General features: G+C 62.4%; 15 protein-coding genes. 5 read left to right on the forward strand and 10 right to left on the reverse strand.

Annotated elements, in window-relative coordinates; genetic code table 11:
* Positions 1-75: 75 nt before the first annotated feature.
* Positions 76-423, reverse strand: a complete 348-nt coding sequence (locus tag M5B42_RS31000; RefSeq protein ID WP_040069550.1) for a hypothetical protein — start codon at positions 421-423, stop codon at positions 76-78.
* Between the two features lie 458 nt (positions 424-881).
* Between M5B42_RS31000 and M5B42_RS31005 the strand changes: the two genes are divergently transcribed.
* The 4 genes from M5B42_RS31005 (at position 882) to M5B42_RS31020 (ending at position 4,660) form a co-directional block, all read left to right on the forward strand.
* The gene (locus M5B42_RS31005; protein WP_248747960.1) at positions 882-1,337 is read left to right on the forward strand and encodes a hypothetical protein; all 456 of its coding nucleotides are present in this window, start codon (positions 882-884) and stop codon (positions 1,335-1,337) included.
* A gap of 335 nt (positions 1,338-1,672) precedes the next feature.
* Positions 1,673-2,185 (forward strand): formaldehyde-activating enzyme, encoded by a 513-nt coding sequence (gene fae / locus M5B42_RS31010; protein ID WP_100943543.1) that lies wholly within the window; start codon positions 1,673-1,675, stop codon positions 2,183-2,185.
* Positions 2,186-2,195: 10 nt separating this feature from the next.
* Complete coding sequence (locus M5B42_RS31015; RefSeq protein ID WP_177103368.1) at positions 2,196-3,230, forward strand: aldo/keto reductase; 1,035 nt, start codon at positions 2,196-2,198, stop codon at positions 3,228-3,230.
* A complete protein-coding gene (locus M5B42_RS31020) occupies positions 3,227-4,660 on the forward strand; it encodes an NAD-dependent succinate-semialdehyde dehydrogenase (RefSeq protein ID WP_103499370.1) in 1,434 nt (477 codons plus the stop codon). The genes M5B42_RS31015 and M5B42_RS31020 overlap by 4 nt, the downstream gene beginning before the upstream one ends.
* A gap of 213 nt (positions 4,661-4,873) precedes the next feature.
* Here M5B42_RS31020 and M5B42_RS31025 read toward each other — a convergent pair whose 3' ends face one another.
* The 8 genes from M5B42_RS31025 to M5B42_RS31060 form a co-directional block, all read right to left on the reverse strand.
* A complete protein-coding gene (locus tag M5B42_RS31025; protein WP_100943539.1) occupies positions 4,874-5,749 on the reverse strand; it encodes a LysR substrate-binding domain-containing protein in 876 nt (291 codons plus the stop codon).
* A 288-nt stretch (positions 5,750-6,037) separates the two neighbouring features.
* Positions 6,038-7,219: a hypothetical protein gene (locus M5B42_RS31030; RefSeq protein ID WP_248747961.1), complete on the reverse strand. Its 1,182-nt coding sequence runs from the start codon at positions 7,217-7,219 to the stop codon at positions 6,038-6,040.
* Between the two features lie 139 nt (positions 7,220-7,358).
* Positions 7,359-8,999 (reverse strand): ABC transporter ATP-binding protein, encoded by a 1,641-nt coding sequence (locus M5B42_RS31035; protein ID WP_248747962.1) that lies wholly within the window; start codon positions 8,997-8,999, stop codon positions 7,359-7,361.
* Between the two features lie 2 nt (positions 9,000-9,001).
* Positions 9,002-9,838 (reverse strand): ABC transporter permease, encoded by an 837-nt coding sequence (locus M5B42_RS31040; protein WP_152737538.1) that lies wholly within the window; start codon positions 9,836-9,838, stop codon positions 9,002-9,004.
* Positions 9,835-10,788 carry an ABC transporter permease gene (locus tag M5B42_RS31045; RefSeq protein ID WP_152737539.1) on the reverse strand — a complete coding sequence of 318 codons (954 nt, stop codon included), beginning with the start codon at positions 10,786-10,788 and terminating at the stop codon, positions 9,835-9,837. The genes M5B42_RS31040 and M5B42_RS31045 overlap by 4 nt, the downstream gene beginning before the upstream one ends.
* 74 nt (positions 10,789-10,862) lie before the next feature.
* Complete coding sequence (locus M5B42_RS31050) at positions 10,863-12,497, reverse strand: ABC transporter substrate-binding protein (RefSeq protein WP_248747963.1); 1,635 nt, start codon at positions 12,495-12,497, stop codon at positions 10,863-10,865.
* A gap of 357 nt (positions 12,498-12,854) precedes the next feature.
* Positions 12,855-14,081: a Xaa-Pro peptidase family protein gene (locus M5B42_RS31055; RefSeq protein WP_103499364.1), complete on the reverse strand. Its 1,227-nt coding sequence runs from the start codon at positions 14,079-14,081 to the stop codon at positions 12,855-12,857.
* A gap of 72 nt (positions 14,082-14,153) precedes the next feature.
* Positions 14,154-15,035, reverse strand: a complete 882-nt coding sequence (locus M5B42_RS31060) for a hypothetical protein (RefSeq protein WP_248747964.1) — start codon at positions 15,033-15,035, stop codon at positions 14,154-14,156.
* Between the two features lie 139 nt (positions 15,036-15,174).
* On the opposite strand from M5B42_RS31060, the gene M5B42_RS31065 reads away from it, so the two are divergent.
* Positions 15,175-16,086 (forward strand): LysR substrate-binding domain-containing protein, encoded by a 912-nt coding sequence (locus M5B42_RS31065; protein WP_177103357.1) that lies wholly within the window; start codon positions 15,175-15,177, stop codon positions 16,084-16,086.
* On the opposite strand, the gene M5B42_RS31070 is transcribed toward M5B42_RS31065, so the two are convergent.
* On the reverse strand, positions 16,027-17,262 hold the full coding sequence (locus M5B42_RS31070; protein WP_248747965.1) for an MFS transporter: 1,236 nt from the start codon (positions 17,260-17,262) through the stop codon (positions 16,027-16,029). The two genes, M5B42_RS31065 and M5B42_RS31070, sit on opposite strands and share 60 nt — an antisense overlap.
* Between the last annotated feature and the right edge of the window lie 102 nt (positions 17,263-17,364).

Genomic DNA, 17,364 nt, shown 5'->3' on the forward strand with positions numbered 1-17,364 from the left:
CGACCTGACCGCCGACATTTTTGTCGTTTGGTAAACCGCTATCGCCGGCAAGCCGGCTCCTACAATGACCGTGTGTTACTTGCCGCCCAGGGCGCCACCGGCTGCACCACCCAGGCCGGCACCGATGGCCGCTCCGGTCTTGCCGCCCAACTGGTTGCCCAGCAGCGAGCCACCGGCTGCACCGAGGCCGCCGCCAATGGCTGCCTTGGTTTTCTTGCCTTTCTTGGCTGCTACGGCACCACCGGCCGCGCCGCCCAGGCCCGCGCCGACTGCTGCGCCGGTGCTGCCGCCCATCTTCTGGCCCAATACGTTGCCCAGGGCGCCGCCCAGACCACCGCCGACCGCGGCCTGTGTGCCGCCCGCCGCCATGGCGCCTTGGGCAAACAGGGCGCTGAGGGCCAGGACGGTAAGTGCTTTACGCATGTTGCAAACCTCGAAAGAAAATGGAACGGCAATTGTCACCGCCTCCGGTTGGCGAAGCAAATACTGTTGTTGGTGATATCAAAGCATCCAACCGCTTCTTTCAGGAATAAAAAACCACTGTTTGTGCTCCATTATGGTTCATCTCAAGCCATGAAAAACATGTGGTTATTGAAGGGGTTATGTCAATAGGAAGCTGAAAAACATCTTGTTACAGATTGTCGCAGTGGGTTAATATTGCCCTGCGTTCACCTACCACGGTTTATGCATTTTTAAGCCCCAAGCGTCCATCAGCCGCTTGGGCTTTTTTTTGCCTGGAGTTTGTCTGTCGGTGTCGGCGGATATCAGTGAATTGTGGGGGCGTGAGTGCTCAGGGAGGGGGTTGGCCCGAATGGGCGCAGCTTGGTCGCGGCATGACCAAACCCGGCAGAATTTGATTTATCCATGACAAGGAGAGCAGGGTGCGGGTTATTGGCTGGTTGAAATTCATATTGATGGCTATCGGATTCATTGCGGTCTTGAAGTACGGTTTCATGGCCTTGATACCCTTTGGCGGCGACTCTGGCGATGATACGTCCATCCAGGTTTATCCTTCTCCTAACGGGCGGTACAGCGTTGCCCATGTCTGGCATACGGGAGGGGGGGCTCTGGCGCCATTTTGTTGGGACAGTCTCTTTGTTTTCGATAATTTGCTGGATGTTGCCGAGGTTGTTAAAAAACCTGACTACGAAGTTTACTCCTCCGAATGCGATACGTTTTCTGATCATGAGATATCGCCCAAAGTGCAATGGGCGTCCAATCATGATCTTCAGATCGATTTCGCGATTGTTACGACGCGCATGTACAGCCGCCAGGTGAGCCTGCGAGGCCTTGACGCGTCGGGAGCCATACAGATCAAGTTTTCTGCTTATCGCTGACAGTGGATCTGGCAGCGCCTTCTTGTCGGCCTGTGCCCGTGGCTGGGGATGACCCCGGCCATGGCGTGTGTTCGTCCATGATCGGGGCCATGACTAAACCTCATGCCCCCATGACTTTTAATGGTTACAGCCCCCTCCAGCCCCAGTGATAAAAAAGCGCAAACACCAGCTCACTCATAAAAACAAAGAGCGTTTGCACCATGACCCAGCCCCACTGCCGCGTCCTCGCCAGCTTTCTGCTGCGCTCTGCGTTTCCCGACTTTGACCGTTCGTGCCCCAGGGCGCGTGCGCGTTTCTGATCACCCTCAATTCCCTGCGTCCGCGAGATAAAACCCATGAAAGAACAAGACCTGTACATCGGCGAAGGCTTCGAAGGCCCCGGCGTGAACGCCGCCCATATCAATATTCTGATCGGTCCGCGCAACGGCCCTGCCGGCCAGGCCTTTGCCAACAGCCTGGCGTCGCCAAGCCAGGGTCATTGCCCATTTATGGTGATCGCCCAGCCGAATATCCCGGTCAAGCCGATGACCCTCTACGTCAACAAGGCCGCCATCGGCAGCGACTTCCACGGCAATGCCACCTGGGGCGCGTCCCAGGCCGGGATCGCCAAGGCCGTGCTCGAAGCCTTGCTCGACGGCACCCTGCCGGCCGAGGCCGAGGACGAGTGGGCCATCGTCACCGCCAACTGGGTCAATCCTTCCTGCGATGACCTCGACGCCGTCTACCTGAACAACTACAACGCCTGCCGCACCGCGATCCGCGCCGCCCTGACCGGCCTGCCGGTACGTGCCCAGCTCGCCGATGTGGTCAACCACATCGCCAACCCTTTCTACACCCCGAAAGCCTGAGGTCCGCGCCATGCAATACATTCGTCTGGGCAATTCCGGCCTGCAGGTTTCCAAGCTGTGCCTCGGTACCATGAACATGGGTACGCCGGATTGGAAGCCGTGGATCTTCGATGAGAAGAAAAGCGAACCGATCGTCAAGCACGCGCTGGACAACGGGGTGAACTTCATCGACCTGGCGGACTTCTATTCCGCCGGCGTCGGCGAGGAAGTGGTGGGGCGCATTCTCAAGCGCCTGACCCGTCGCGAAGACATTGTGGTGACCACCAAGGTCGGCTACGGCACCCGCAGCGGGATCAACGCCAGCGGCCATTCGCGCAAGCACATCATGGACAGCATCGACGCGTCCCTGAAACGCCTGGATATGGACTACGTCGATGTCTTCATGCTGCATTACTTCGACGTGAACACGCCGGTCGAGGAAACCATGAGCGCCATGAACGACATCGTGCGTTCCGGCAAGGCTCGTTATATCGGGGTCTCGACCATGCTCACCGGGCAGTTGGCGAAGATCCTCATGGCCTGCGAGCGCAATGGCTGGGTCAAGCCGATCAATATGCAGCTGCAACTGAACTGCGCCTACCGCGAAGAAGAGCGTGAGATGCTGCCGTTCTGCCGTGATCAGGGCCTCGGGGTCTCGGTGTTCAGCCCGCTGGCGCGCGGCCTGCTGACCGGCGACGTGCAGTCGACCCGCAACCAGACCGACTTCTTCACCCAACAGATGTACAGCGATGAAGCGTCTTTCGAAATCGCCCATTCGGTGCAGCGTGTCGCCCGCCGTCGCGGTGTCTCCAATGCGCAGATCGCCCAGGCCTGGGTGGTCAATCACCCGGGCGTGGATTGCATGCTGGTGGGCGCCGACACCACCGAACAGTTCGACAGTGCCCTGGCGGCCCTGGAGACCCGCCTCGACGCCGACGAGCTGTACGAGCTGGAACGCAACTACACCCCGTGCGATGTGATCAACGATTACACCGCCGGCAAACGTATCCTGCGCTCGGCCCGTCCGGCCGAGGCAGCTTTCACCTTGACCGAGGCCGTGGCATGAGCGAGTTGATCCGTACCGGTAACTACATCGATGGCCAATGGTCCAGCGGCGGGCCGACTTACCCGGTGCTGAACCCGGCCAATGGTGAGTTGATCGTTGATGTCCAACGCGCCGGCGCTGAAGAAACCGTCCTGGCCATTGCCGCCGCCGAGCGCGCCTTGCCGGCCTGGCGCAAGCTGACCGCCAAGGATCGCAGCGTGCGCCTCAAACGTTGGAGCGAACTGATGCTGAGCAACCAGCGTGAGCTCGCCACCTTGCTCAGCCGCGAGCAGGGCAAACCGTTGGCCGAAGCCATGGGCGAGGTGGTCTATGCCGCCAGTTTCCTGGAATGGTTTGGTGAAGAGGCCAAACGCGCCTATGGCGATGTGATCCCGAGCCACAAGGCCGACGCACGGATCATCGTTACCAAGGAAGCCATCGGCGTGGTCGCGGCGATCACTCCGTGGAACTTCCCGCTGGCCATGGTCACCCGCAAAGTCGGCCCGGCCCTGGCCGCCGGTTGCACGATGATCCTCAAGCCTTCGGAAGAGACACCACTGTCGGCCTTTGCCCTGGCGGTACTGGCGGAGCAGGCGGGGATTCCGGCCGGTGTGTTCAACATCGTCTCCGGCGATGCGGTGGCCATCGGCGGCGCGCTGCAAGCGTCATCGGTGGTGCGCAAGCTGTCCTTCACCGGTTCGACCCGCACCGGCAAGCTGCTGATGCGCCAGGCTGCCGACACCTTGAAAAAGGTCTCGCTGGAGTTGGGTGGTAACGCTCCGTTTATCGTGTTCGATGACGCCGACCTGGACGCGGCCGTGAAGGGCGCGATGGCTTCGAAGTTCCGCAACACCGGGCAGACCTGTGTCTGCGTGAACCGCTTCTTCATCCAGGATGGTGTGTACGAGGCCTTTACCACCAAGCTGGCGGAGGCGGTCAAGGCGCTGCGGGTCGGCAATGCGCTGGACGGCGAAACCGAGCAGGGGCCGTTGATCAACAGCGCCGCCTTGAGCAAGGTCGAGCAGCATGTCGGCGATGCGCTGGAAAAGGGCGCCAAGATCTTGTGCGGCGGTCGTCGTCATGCCCTCGGCGGGACCTTTTTCGAACCGACCATCCTCACCGATGTGGGCGATGGCATGCTGATCGCCCAGGAAGAGACCTTCGGCCCGGTGGCGGCGTGCTTCCGCTTCAAGGACGAGGCCGAGGTGTTGCGTCGGGCCAATGACACGCCATTCGGTCTCTCGGCGTATTTCTACAGCCGCGATATCGGCCGTGTCTGGCGCATGGCCGAAGGCCTGGAAGCCGGGATGGTGGGGATCAACGAAGGGATCATCTCCACCGAAGTGGCGCCCTTTGGCGGCATCAAGGAATCGGGCCTGGGACGTGAAGGCTCGCATTACGGTCTGGACGACTACCTGGAAATCAAATACCTGTTGATGGGCGGCCTCTAAGGCACCGTCGCCCCCTCACACCCTGTAGGAGCGAGCTTGCTCGCGATGGACGCAAGGGCGCCGCTGGGTATCAGGCGCCCCGAGTTATCGTTCACGACCATCGCGAGCAAGCTCGCTCCTACAGGGGGGCGTGGGAAGGGCGCGGTAGCGGGTTTCAGTTCTTCTTTTTTGTGTTGCCTCGGAAAACGGCCGGGGATTGCATCGGGCCTTGAGTCAGGGATTGCTCACCAGGCTCAACCACTCGGTAAACAGCCGCACTTTCGACAACCCCTGCTTGTCGTTCGCCACATCCAGCCAATAGCCATACGGCCCGACCACCTCCACCGGGGTGATGGGCAACAGGCTGCCGTTGGCCAGTTCCTTGACGATCATCTGCCGGTCGATCACCGCCAGCCCACCACCGGCCAATGCGGTGTTGATCACCTGGTCCAGGGTGCTGAATTCCAGCCCTTGCCGGGCATCCACGTCTTCACGGCCCATGGCCGCCAGCCAGTTCTCCCAGACCTTGAGGCGCTTGCCGTCGTGCAGGATATGCAGCAGGGGAGAGTGGCGCAGGTCCGGCGCCTCGCCCTGTTCGAACAGCTCCGGGCTCGCCACGGCAATATGCCGCTCCATCACCAGCAACTGGCTGCTGCAATGCGGGTCCGCCTCCAGGCCGAAACGGATCTGGCAGTCGACCTCGGCCAGGCTGTCATGACTGGCCTGGTTGGTCACGCTGAGGCTGATATCCGGGTAGCGCTGGCAGAACGCTCGCAGATGCGCCGACAACCAGCGGGTGGCCCAGGTCGGTGGCGCGAGGATGCGCAGGCGCTGACGCAGGTTAGGCACCCGCACGGCTTGCAGGGCACGTTCGATATGGTCGAAGGCATCGCCCAGTTGCGGTGACAATGCCGTTCCTGATTCGGTCAGTGACAAGCCCCGCGGCGTGCGCACGAACAGCGCGACGCCAAGGTAATCTTCAAGCTGCTTGATCTGTCGGCTGACCGCGCCCTGGGTCACGTTCAGGGACGCGGCGGCCTGGCTGAAGCTGCGATGCCGGGCGACTTCCTCGAACACGCGGAGCATGTTCAGCGAGGGCAGTTGACGCATGAAATGGATACTCCGGACCGGCTGGCGCACACCTGCCGAATACCGCGTTGAAGCGCGGGGCAGACCCGTGTGGAGTCGGTTTATTGTTGTTCTTTTAAGTGTTTTTTCTGTAGGACGTATCTGACTATCACCGGCGGGCCGATGCAAGCGTTGCTTGGCGGGAGTGAGTAAAAAAAGCGGCGGGTATAAAAAAGGTGGGAGAGCCCAGGTGCTCTCCCACAAAAATGCGCAATGAAATGAGGAGCTGGTATGCAGGAGTCGGCAAACCGGCTCCTGCAGGCAGGTCAATCAGAAGTAGTAGCCGATGTTCACGTACAACTGGTTTTTCCAGAGATCGGTCCCGCCGGCCGCAAGACTCTGGGTATAGCTGCTGCCGCCGATGTAAGGATCGTTCTTGCCGATCAGCCATTCGGTGGCGACCCAGAATTTGCTCACCGAGAACGAGGTGCCGAGGATCAGGCGCTGGGAAGTCTTGAAGTCATCCGCCGATTTGTCGAAGGCGCTGTAGTTGGCGTACAGCTTGATCCCGCTGATCTGGTCAAGCAGGTACTTGCCGTCGACGTCGTAGCTCAGGTCGGCGACGTAGAGGTTGCCGCGGCTGGCGACGTTGAAGGTGCCGTCATAGCCGCCGAAGGTCACCACCTCGTTGCTGCCGGGATTGCGTGGCGACATCTGCTGGCGCGCCGCCTGCAATTGCAGGCCCCACGGACCGTCCTTGCCCAGGTAGTGGATGGCCACGGCATTGCGTCGACCGTCTTCGCGGGTGTCGCGGTTTTCCAGGGTCGAGGTCAGGCCCGAGATCCCCACCTCGGATTTCCAGTTACCCAGTTGCATGGCCTTGGCCAGGCGCACCACGGCGGTGTTGTGTTCCTGGTTGTTGCTGCCATCGGTCACATAGCTGTCGGCCCGGGAGACCACGGTGGAGTAGGTGTCGCCGTTGCTGGTGCCGCGCCCTTGCAGGGCCGGGCGCAGGTAGAAGCCGGCTTGCAGGTTCCAGTCGCCGCTCTGCTGGATGTATTTGGCGCCGACCTGTTCCACGTCTTCCAGGCCGACCACGTTGCCCAGGGTTTCATAGAAGGTGCTGCCGAAGTAGGGTTGCAGGCCGAACGGAATCTGGTTCAGGCCGACCTGCACCTGCTGGTCCGGGTTGAATTTGTAGCCGACCCAGGCGGTCTCGGCGAACTGCACCGCGCCGATGCGATCGGTGTACTGGTACGGATAGGAGCGCCCGTAGAAGCGGTACTTGGCGGCGGCGATCCAGGTGTCGGAGTTGTACTTGGCGGTGAGGAACGCGGTGTCGAAGTCGAACTTCTGGATATCGCGATCCGGGGCGTAGTCCCAGCGATAGCGGACAGCGCCGCCGATATCCAGGTTGTCGGTGACCTGGATCGCCATTGCGGGCGTGGAAAGGGCGCCCAACAGCGCCAGCGGGGTTAATGAGCGCAAGGCCCGGGTGGTGTTCAAGTTCATGGTCGCTCCGTCTCTTCTCTAGGTTTATTGTTGGCAACAGCCATCCCGGCCACGGCAAAAGCGTGGTCTGGATGAAAGGGGTAGGGCCCGCTACGACGGAGGCTGCGAACAACGTCCAGGTGGTAGCGGGCCGGGAGGATCAGCCGCCGGCGGCACTCAGGCCCGGTGCCGGTCCCGCCTGGGTTGGCGGTCGCACCGACGCCCCGGGCGCGGCGGCCAGCAGGGTCTGGGTATAGCCATGTCGAGGGTGCAGCAGTACCTGCTCGGCGGTGCCGTACTCGACCACTTCGCCCTGGCGCATCACCGCGATGTGATCGCTGATCTGCGCCGCCACGCGCAGGTCGTGGGTGATGAACAGGATGCTCAGGTTCAGCCGTTGCTGGAGTTCGGCCAGCAATTCCAGCACCTGTTTCTGCACCGAGACATCCAGGGCCGAGACGCTTTCATCGGCAATCAGGACCTGCGGGCGCATGGCCAGGGCGCGGGCAATGCCGATGCGCTGGCGCTGGCCGCCGGAGAACTGCCGGGGCTTGCGTTTCAGGGCGTCGCGCTTGAGGCCGACCTGTTCCAGCAGGTCGCCGGCTTCGATCCAGGCGTCCTTGGCCGACAGTCCCCGCAATTGCGCGGCGCGGGCGATGATGTCGCCGACCCGATGGCGCGGATTGAGCGAGCCGTAGGGGTCCTGGAAAATCATCTGGATCTGCCGCCGGCCCCGGGTCAGTGCCTCGCCCTTGAGGGCGAGGAAGTCGCTGTCGCCGAGCCAGACATGCCCGCTGTCGCTGTCCACCAGGCGGATCGCCGCCTTGACCAGGGTGCTCTTGCCCGAGCCGGACTCGCCGACAATCGCCAGGGTCTTGCCCCTCGGCAGTTGCAGCGAGACATCCTTGAGCGCACAGACTTGACGCCCTTCGACGTGGTAGGTCTTGTTCAGGTGTTCGATCCGCAGGGCGATCTCACCGTCGGCGCAGGGCGCGTGCAGCTCCGGATTCAACGCCGGGACCGCGGCGATCAGCTTGCGTGTGTAGGCGTGGCGTGGCGCCTGCAAGACCTGGTCGCGCTCGCCGATTTCCACCAGCCGACCGCCTTCCATCACCGCGATGCGGTCGGCGATTTCCGCTACCACGCCGAAGTCATGGGTGATGAACAGGATGCCGTGCTGGCCGCGCCCACGCAGTTCGCGGATCAGCTTGAGGACCTGGGCCTGGGTGGTGACATCCAGGGCGGTGGTCGGTTCGTCGGCGATCAGCAGGTCCGGGTTCATTGCCAGGGCCATGGCGATCACCACCCGCTGGCATTGGCCGCCGGAGAGTTGATGGGGAAAGCTGTTGGCGATCCGTGGCGGCTCCGGCAACTGGGTCGACTCCAGCAACGCGAGCATGCGTTCGCGCCGCTCGGCCACGCCCATCTGCGGGGCGTGGATCTCGAAGATCTCCTCCACCTGCCGGCCGATACGGATCGCCGGATTGAGGGCCGCCATGGGCTCCTGGAAGATCATCGCGATGCGGTTGCCGCGCAGGCCGCGTAACTGTGCTTCGGGCATGCTGCAGATGTCCTCGCCGAGGAAATCGATACGCCCTTCGCTGTGACGCAGGCCCTTGGCGTAGTCGCCCATAATGGCCCCGGAGAGCACCGATTTGCCCGAGCCGGACTCGCCGATCACACAGAGGATTTCGCCCTTGCGCACATCCAGGTCGATCTTCTGTACCGCATGGCTGCGGTCCGCGCCCGGCGGCAGTTCGATGGACAACCCCTCGACGCGCAATACTTGTTGGCTGCTCATACTCAACTCCTTGTGCCTTTCTGGGCGTGTTCGTCCAGGCCGTCCGCCAGCAGGCTGAGGCCAAGCATCAGGGTGGAAATGGCAATGCACGGGAAGATCACCAGGTGGGGAAACGCGATGGCCATGCTGCGGCCTTCGTTGATCATGCCGCCCCAGTCCGGGGTCGGCGGTGGCAGGCCGAGGCCGAGGAAGCCGAGGGCACCGATCATGATCGCGGTGTAGCCGATGCGCAGGCAGAAATCGACGATCAGCGGGCCACCGCAGTTGGGCAGGATTTCCACGGTCATGATCCGCAGGGCGCCTTCGCCCTGGGTGATGGCGCTGAGCACATAGTCCCGCGAACGCAGGTCCATGGTCAGGGCGCGCATGATCCGGAAGATCGCCGGGGCGCTGGTGAAGGTCACCGCGATCAGGATGTTCAACGCCGAGGCGCCGAGGGCGATGATGATCACGATGTACAGCACCAGCACCGGGAACGACAGCACGGTATCGGCGATATAGGACAATACCGAGTCGACCCAGCCATTGAAGTAGCCGGCGCACAGGCCCATGGCAATGCCGAAGGCAAACGCGGTGAGGGTCGCCAGGGTCGACCAGAGCAGCACCGTGCGGGTGCCCCAGATCAGTCGCGAGAGAATATCGCGGCCCAGCACATCGGTGCCCAGCAGGAAGGTCTGGCCGCTGCCGTCGTCGCTGAACGGCGTCAACAGCGGGGTGAAGCTTTCCAGCGGGTCATGGGGTGCGAGCCAGGGGGCGAAGATCCCGAGGATCACCCAACCGCCCACCAGGCACAGGCCCAGGGCCGCCAACGGGTTCTTGAATGCATGCAGAAGATTCATCGGGCGCTCCCGCCAAGGCTGCGCAAGGTGATGCGCGGATTGAGCCAGGTATAGGCCAGGTCGGAGAAGATCTTGGTCGCGCCCACCACCAGCGCACTGATCATGGCGCAGGCCTCGATCAGGTAGACGTCATGGTTCAGCGAGGCGGTGTAGAGCAGCGAGCCGAAGCCCTTGTAGGCGAAGAACACCTCGACCACGATGACGTTGGACAGCAGCCACGGGATGTACAGCATGATCACCGTGATCGGTGCGATCAGCACATTGCGCAGCGCATGGCGCAGCACGATGCGTGAGGTCGAGGCCCCCTTGAGACGGGCGGTACGGATGTACGGCGCCTGCATCACTTCGACCATCGAAGCCCGGGTGATCCGCGCCAGGTAGCCGACGCCGAACAGGCACAGCACCATCAGCGGCATCGCCAGTTGCAGCGCACTGAAACCGTCGCTCATGCTGCTGACGCCCGGCAGCCAGTTGAGCCAGAAGACGAAGATTGCCGAGACGAACACCGCGCTGGCGAAGTCCGGGATAGAGGTGGTGACGATGGACAGGAACGACACCAGGCGGTCCAGCAGCGAACCCTGGCGAATCCCGGCCAGTACGCCGAGGGTCAGGGCCACGGGGACCATGATCAACAGCGCCAGACCCGCCAGCATCAGGGTCTGTCCCAGGTTGGGCAGCAGCAGGTCCATCACCGGTTCGCGAAAGTGCACCGAGGTGCCCCAGTGGCCGCTGACGAAGTCCTTCAGCCAGATCAGGTAACGCCACAGGAAGGGTTGGTCGTAGCCGTGCTCGGTGAGCCAGGCGGCGCGTTGGTCGGCGGCGGAGTAGGGACCCAGGACGTTGATCGCGACGTCCTCGATATTCAGCTCCAGGGCGAAAAAAACGATCAGTGACACCGACAATAACGTCGCTGCCAGGGCCAGTAGCTTGCGCCACAGAAAATCAGCCATGTTTGCATGCTCCGGCTATACAGTTGCCGGCTCGCCGCACCGGGGTGGGCGAGCTCATTGTTTCAAAGGTCGGATCAGGCGCTGAGCCAGGTTTCGTTCATCGGGTAGAAGTCCGATGGGTGGACCTGGAAGCCCTGGACCTTCTGCGACGTGGCGGTGAACTTGTCGGCCCAGAACGGTTGGATGATGACGCAGGCGTCCTGGAGGATCTGCTCCACGCTTTGCATCGCCAGGGAGCGCTGTTTCGGATCGACGATGCCCATGGCCTTGTCCAGGGCGGCGTCGAAGGCCGGGTCCTTGTAGTGGCTTTCGTTCCAGGCACCGCCGCCGCGATAGGCCAGTTCCAGGGACATCACCCCGAGCGGGCGATGGGCCCAGTAGGTGAGGCTGAAGGCGGCCTTGTCCCAGATCGGCCAGTACTGGGTGGCGGGGATCACCTTGAGGTTGATGCGGATGCCGGCTTCCAGGCAGTTCTGCTGGAGGATCTGCGCGGTGTCCTGCTCATAGCGACCCTGGGTGTTGCCGACGATCAGGTCGATATCGATGCCCTTGGGATGTCCGGCTTCGGCCAGCAATGCCTTGGCCTGGGCCACGTCACGAGCGCGCTTGGGCAGCGGGAAGTATTCCGGGTGCGACGGCGCCACATGGTGGTCCTCGCCCAGGGTGCCCATGCCGCGATAGGCGATCTTGAGCATTTGCGCGTTGTCGGCGCAGAGCGCCACGGCCTTGCGGATGCGCAGGTCGTCGAACGGCTTCTGGTCCACGGCCATGCGCATTACCACGGTCTGCGCCGATTTGCAGGTCAGCAGCTTGGCGTTGGGCAGGCGCTTGGCCAGGTCCAGTTCGGCCACGGTGACGCGGTACAGCACGTCGACCTGCCCGGCTTGCAGGGCGGCCAGTTGGGTGGACACATCGGTACCCATGTCGACATACCGTAGCTCGTCCAGATAGGCTGGCTTGCCCCAGTAATCGGCACGCTTGGCGAAGGTGGCTTCCTTGTTCACGGCGAACGAGGTGAGCTTGAAAGGACCGGTGCCGAGCGGGTTTTTCGACCAGTCATCACCGGCTTTGAAGCTGCGATGGACGATGGCGCAGGTGAAGGCGTTGAGCATTTCCGGAATCGCCAGGATCGGCCGCTTGAGCACCAGCTTGAACTGGTAAGGCCCAAGTTTTTCGAAGGAGGCGATGTCCTGGAAGGCAGTGCGGTTGACCGACTTGGACTCGGCGCCGGTCCAGCGTTGGAAGTTGTGCTCGACGTCGTCGGCGGTGAAGGCGTCGCCGTTGCTCCACTTGACATCCTGGCGCAGGTTGAAGACCCACTCCTTGAGGTCATCCGAGGGCTTCCAGCTTTCGGCGAGGTACGGGTGGGTGATGTTCTGGGCATCGACCCAGGTCAGGTATTCCAGGCTGTTGCGCATCAGGTTCGAGGCTTCGATCCAGGTGATGAGCATCGGGTCCTGGATTTCCTGGATGGCACAGGCAAAGCGCAGGCTGCCGCCATTGCGTGGGGTGCCGGTCTCAGCCGCCTGGACCGAATCGCTGAACAGCGCCGGGCCGAGGAAACTCCCGGCGCTGGCGGCGGTGATACCGAGCAGGGTGGCGGTGTGGAGGAATTGCCGGCGGCTGATCTGGCCGCGCTTGGCTTGGGTGCACAGGTCATCCACGGCTGGATGCGGCGCGGAGCCGTCCAGGGTAGTCAGGTCTTTCATGAGCCTCTCCGATACTGGGGCGTAAATGCGTCTTTTGGGTGCCACTGCGAACAGAGGGTTGGCAGCTAGCGCTGGCGATCCAGGGCGGACCCGTGATCGGTCAGGAAAAACGTCAACGGCAGATCAAAGCGCGGAGCATTCAGGAGGCGGGACGTGGGATAGGACATGGTGCGGCTCTCGTGTTGTTTTTATTTGAGATGCTCGCAGTTTTGTCATCTGGCTCCGGATGAACAAACGATAAATTCAGCGTAGGAAAATTCCTAAAACGCACATTACTGATTGCCCTCCCGCGCCAGACACGCTCCTGATGGCCCTACCTCGCGGGCTGAGTGCCGGCGCGGGGTAGGGCGGCAAGACTTAAACGGGCAGCAGGCGCGGGTCGAACGGATAGTCCGAGAGCAGCTCGATACCATTTTCGTGGATGTAGATCTGCTCTTCGAGCTTGACCCCTTCGCCGCCTTCGTCGTGGCCGATGTAGCTTTCCACGCAGATGGTCATGCCCGCCTCGAACACTCCGTCATAGCCCAGTGCATCGATGTCCTCGCGGTGCACCACGTAGGGGTATTCACCGGTCATGCCAACCCCGTGGGCCAGGGCGAAATAACGGTTGGCCTTGTAGTGGTCGGGGATCTTCCAGGCCAGCTCCGCATACTCCTTGAAGCTGCGCCCGGCCTTGAGCATTTCCATATTGGTCTGCACCTGTTCATAGGCCAGCTTGTACAGCTCCTGCTGCTTGCGGGTGGCGGCCTGTTCGCCGCAGAGAAAGGTCCGCGAGAAGTCCGCGTAGTAGCCGAAACGACCGACCACATCGGTGTCCAGCGCCACCAGGTCGCCGGCTTCGATGGGCCGGGTGCTGCACTCCTGGAACCAGGGGTTGGTGCGCGGTCCGGAGGACAGCAGGCGGGTTTCCACATAGTCGCCGTCGGTGGCGATCACGTGCTGGTGCAGGTGCGACCAGAGTTCGTTTTCGCTGATGCCGGGCTTGAGCTTGCTTTCCATCAGTTTCACGCCGGCCTCGGTGGCGCGCAGGCTGGCGCGGATCATCTTCAGCTCGTTCGGCACCTTGATGCAGCGCGCGCGTTCCAGTGGTTCCTGGGCATCGAAGACCTGGTAGCCGAGCTTCTGCAATTCGAAGGCCGCCGCCGAGGTGGCGCTCTCGATGGCGATGCGCTTGCCGCCCCCGCATTTGCGTACCAGGTCGTCGATTTCAGCGGCCCAGTCGGCGGTGACATTGCTCAGGAAGCTATCGCAGAAGTAATAGGAGATCGCCTTGGCCGGGCGAACTTCGTCGACGGTATTCAGCGATTCGGCCAGGTGCAGGCAGCCGCCGAATTCGAAGACCACCACCGGGCCTTCGGCGGGAATAAAGGCGTAACGCGCCGGGTTACGGGCCGAGTACACCTGCATGTTGCGCGAGCCGGTGGCGTAGCGCATATGGGTCGGGTCGAACAGCACGCAGGCGGCGTAGTCGCGCTTTTTCAGTTCGTTGCGCACCCGTTGCAGGCGGTCCAGCTGGATCTGCTGGATCTCGGCGTGGGTGGGTTCGCAGTCGGCGGGGTTGCGGTTGGGGCCGGAAAGACTCATGGGGTGTTCCTCGCTAATACCGGTCGGTGATGGAAATACGTTCTTATAAAGTCCGCGCTCCTACAGGAGAGGTCAGTCGAGCAGTTGGTCGCTGCGCACCCGGCTGCGCTCGGCTTGCAGATGGGCTTCGGAGAGGCGCCCGTAGAGCTGCTTGGTGCGCTCGGCGCGGCCAATGATTCCGGGCTTTTCCGAGTAGGCGAAGATCGCGGTATTGCGCTCGACCGCGCCTTCGACACGGGTCACCCGATGCACCGAAAAACGCCCCTTGAAGATCTGCAGGTCGCCGGGGTTGAGCTCCAGGTACTTCACCCGACTGCGATCCTCGCCCCGCACCACCTGGCCCACCGCGCCGAGGTTTTCCGCCGTGCGCGAGCGGATCATCGGCGCGTATTCGAACAGGCCGCCGGCCTCGGGCTTCTGGGTCATCATGCTGACGATGAATTCGTTGGTGTCGAAGTGCCAAGGCTGTTGGGTGCCCTCTGGCATCACGTTGATTACCAGGCCGGCAAAGGGATCGGCATATTCGAAAATCTCAGGTTCCCCCAGGCAGGCACTGATGAAACGTTTCATCATCGGCGAGACGTAGAGCCGGTGAATGATCGCGTCCGGGGCGATCATGTCGCGGGTCACAAAGCCGCTGGTGCGCTCCATGAAGGTGCGGCGCGGGTCTTCGGCCGGCAGCGAGGGATCGTCTTCGGTGAAGTAGGCGTTGACCTTGCGCACCGAATAAAACGTCTTGTCCGAGAGTGCCTGACCTTCGAGACGAGCCTGCTCCAGCACTTCGGGGCGCAGGAAGTTCTTCAGCAGGCAGCAACCGTCGGCGGCCAGTTCGGCACGGGCGTGATCGATCAGCGCCTGTAATTGAACATGGCCCGAATCATGAATGGGATAACGTTCGGTGTTGACGATATCGCTGATATCACCCACTTCGGCATCGGCAAGTTGAAGGCTCATTTCGGGCTCCTGAAGTTAACGATCATTAGTCGCCAGTGCAAGGTTCGAAGTTGTCTCGGCGTTGAATCGATAGTTGCTTAAAAACAGGAATAATAGAAATGATGAGTTACGATCGAATCCATCGGCAGGAGCGATAGTTATGTCAGGTCATCTGGACGGAACATTGCTCAAGGTGTTTGTGGCGATTATTGAATGCCAGGGTTTTTCGGCGGCCGCCGAGCGCCTGCATAAAACCCAGTCGACCGTCAGCCAGAGTCTGCAACGGCTGGAGGAGGTGGTTGGCACGCCGCTGATCCATCGCACCAGCCGCAGCATCAGCCTGACCCCCAGCGGCGAGACCTTTCTGATCTATGCGCGGCGCATCCTCAAGCTGCATAACGAGGCGATCAACGCTGCCCATCTGCCCAATGACCTCGCCTGCATCCATGTCGGGATGCCCGAGGACTATGCGCAATACTGCCTGGCCGGAGTCCTGCGGGATTTTCGCGAACACTTTCCCAAGGTCCGCCCGGACGTCTGCTGTGAAGCCTCGGTGGCCCTGGTCGGGCGCCTGCAGCGTGGCGAGCTGGACCTGGTGCTCGGCGTGCAGCATGCCAACCTGCAGCAGGGCGAGTTTCTCTGCGACGAGCCGTTGGTCTGGGTGACCGCCGACGAGCGTGCCTGGGCGGATGACCAGTCGGTGCCGCTGGCGGTCTATGCCGAGGGTTGTGCCTTTCGCGCCAATGCCATCGACGCCCTTGCCGAGGCCGGTCGGGCCTGGCACGTGGTTTACACCAGCCAGAGCCCGCGGGGGATCGGCGTGGCCATCGAGGGCGGCGACACGGTGGGGGTGACTGCCCGCCGGCTGGTGCCGGAGGGCTGGCGGATTCTCGATGAACGAGACGGTTTCCCGGCTATCGAGCCGGCCCGGCTGATGCTCTGGCGTTCGTCGGCCTGCCAGGAACCGGGGCTCGAGGCGATGGTGGAGATGCTCGGGCGCCAGCTACTGCGTTCAGACCGGCTCCTGGAGCAGCGGCCGACGGCGCTGGTGGCGGGCCATGACTTGCAGTAAAAGCAGACTGGCAAGGACCCAGCCGGCGATCCAGGCATGGATGATGGCGAACGAGCCACTGGCTTGCAGCAACAGACCGTTGACCCAGTTCGCGCTGGCGCTGCCCAGGCCGTAGCCGACCATGCTCAGGCTCACCACTTGCAGGCTTTGCACGGGTGTCAGGCGAGCGCTGAGGTAGGCGGCCATCAGGCCCCAGACCGGAAAGTAGAACAGCGCGAACAACCCGGCGGCCAGCCAGGTCAGCAGCAATCCGGGGTGCAGCAGCAGGCCGAGCATGGCCAGGCCGAAGGCGCCGATGCTGATGGCCATCACCCGCAGCGCCCCCCAGCGGTCAGCCAGTGACCCCAGTGACATTCCACCCAGCGCGCCACAGGCGCCGATCAAGGTCCAGAGCGAGCCGGTGACCTGCAGGCCGGCGCCCAGGCGTTCGGTGACGAAGGCCGAGAGGAAGTTGAGGAACGGCCCGCTGATACTGCCGATAAAGCCGCTGAGCAGCAGGATATGCACGGCGATGGGCTGTTCCAGGCACAGGCGCAGCCAGCGCCGGAGTACCTGGCCCAGGGAGGCGGCCGTCGTCGGGCGAGTGTCCGGCTGGCGGCCGAGGGGCGCCAGGGCCCAGAGGGTCAGCAGGGTGACGATCAATGTGAGCCCGGCGCAGATCAGCCAGAAAGCGCTGAGGGAAATACCCTGGAGCAGGGCGATCAGGATGCCGTTCAGGCAGATGGCAAAGGCCGCCCCGGAAGACGCCAGGCCCAGCACCCGGCTGCGGTGGGACGCGGGAATCACTTCGCCGGCCAGGGCGGCAATCGCGTTCCAGTTGGACACCGCACAGGCCGAGACCAGCGCCAGGCACAAGGCAAAGGGCAGGACCCAGGGCGTGGCGACCGCCAGCGCCAGCAGCACCGGACTGAGCAGCATGGTCAGGCGCACCATGTTCAGGGGGCTGATCCAGGTGGCGGCGATCCCGCTGGCAATCGAAGCCCCCATATAGAAGAGTTGCAGCAAAGCGGCAATGGAGGCGGCCTGGCTATAACTCAGGGAGAAGTGCTGGCGGATCTCGGGTAACAGGGCGGAATAAAGAAAAATACTGAAGCCATGGGTGCTGGCATTGCAGCAGGTGAATATAAAAGCGAGCAGGCCGATAGTTCTGGTTGGGGTGTTTTTTTTGATTGCCATTGTGCGGCCCGAGAAGATAAGTTGTTGGGGGAGGTGCAACACAATGGGGCGAGAGTGGGGGTGGCGCCCAATGTAAGTGCGTGGAAACTTTCCGTTTAAAGT

It is taken from the genome of Pseudomonas sp. MWU12-2037, assembly GCF_023242345.1.
GTDB lineage: Bacteria > Pseudomonadota > Gammaproteobacteria > Pseudomonadales > Pseudomonadaceae > Aquipseudomonas > Aquipseudomonas gingeri_D.

Bases quoted from the DNA above. Each gene is read 5' to 3' on its own strand.
- M5B42_RS31050 (WP_248747963.1), bottom strand. From the start codon at position 12,497: ATGAAAGACCTGACTACCCTGGACGGCTCCGCGCCGCATCCAGCCGTG.
- M5B42_RS31035 (WP_248747962.1), bottom strand. From the start codon at position 8,999: ATGAGCAGCCAACAAGTATTGCGCGTCGAGGGGTTGTCCATCGAACTG.
- M5B42_RS31025 (WP_100943539.1), bottom strand. From the start codon at position 5,749: ATGCGTCAACTGCCCTCGCTGAACATGCTCCGCGTGTTCGAGGAAGTC.
- M5B42_RS31060 (WP_248747964.1), bottom strand. From the start codon at position 15,035: ATGAGCCTTCAACTTGCCGATGCCGAAGTGGGTGATATCAGCGATATC.
- M5B42_RS31020 (WP_103499370.1), top strand. From the start codon at position 3,227: ATGAGCGAGTTGATCCGTACCGGTAACTACATCGATGGCCAATGGTCC.
- M5B42_RS31030 (WP_248747961.1), bottom strand. From the start codon at position 7,219: ATGAACTTGAACACCACCCGGGCCTTGCGCTCATTAACCCCGCTGGCG.
- M5B42_RS31045 (WP_152737539.1), bottom strand. From the start codon at position 10,788: ATGGCTGATTTTCTGTGGCGCAAGCTACTGGCCCTGGCAGCGACGTTA.
- M5B42_RS31000 (WP_040069550.1), bottom strand. From the start codon at position 423: ATGCGTAAAGCACTTACCGTCCTGGCCCTCAGCGCCCTGTTTGCCCAA.
- M5B42_RS31065 (WP_177103357.1), top strand. From the start codon at position 15,175: ATGTCAGGTCATCTGGACGGAACATTGCTCAAGGTGTTTGTGGCGATT.
- fae (WP_100943543.1), top strand. From the start codon at position 1,673: ATGAAAGAACAAGACCTGTACATCGGCGAAGGCTTCGAAGGCCCCGGC.
- M5B42_RS31055 (WP_103499364.1), bottom strand. From the start codon at position 14,081: ATGAGTCTTTCCGGCCCCAACCGCAACCCCGCCGACTGCGAACCCACC.
- M5B42_RS31040 (WP_152737538.1), bottom strand. From the start codon at position 9,838: ATGAATCTTCTGCATGCATTCAAGAACCCGTTGGCGGCCCTGGGCCTG.
- M5B42_RS31070 (WP_248747965.1), bottom strand. From the start codon at position 17,262: ATGGCAATCAAAAAAAACACCCCAACCAGAACTATCGGCCTGCTCGCT.
- M5B42_RS31015 (WP_177103368.1), top strand. From the start codon at position 2,196: ATGCAATACATTCGTCTGGGCAATTCCGGCCTGCAGGTTTCCAAGCTG.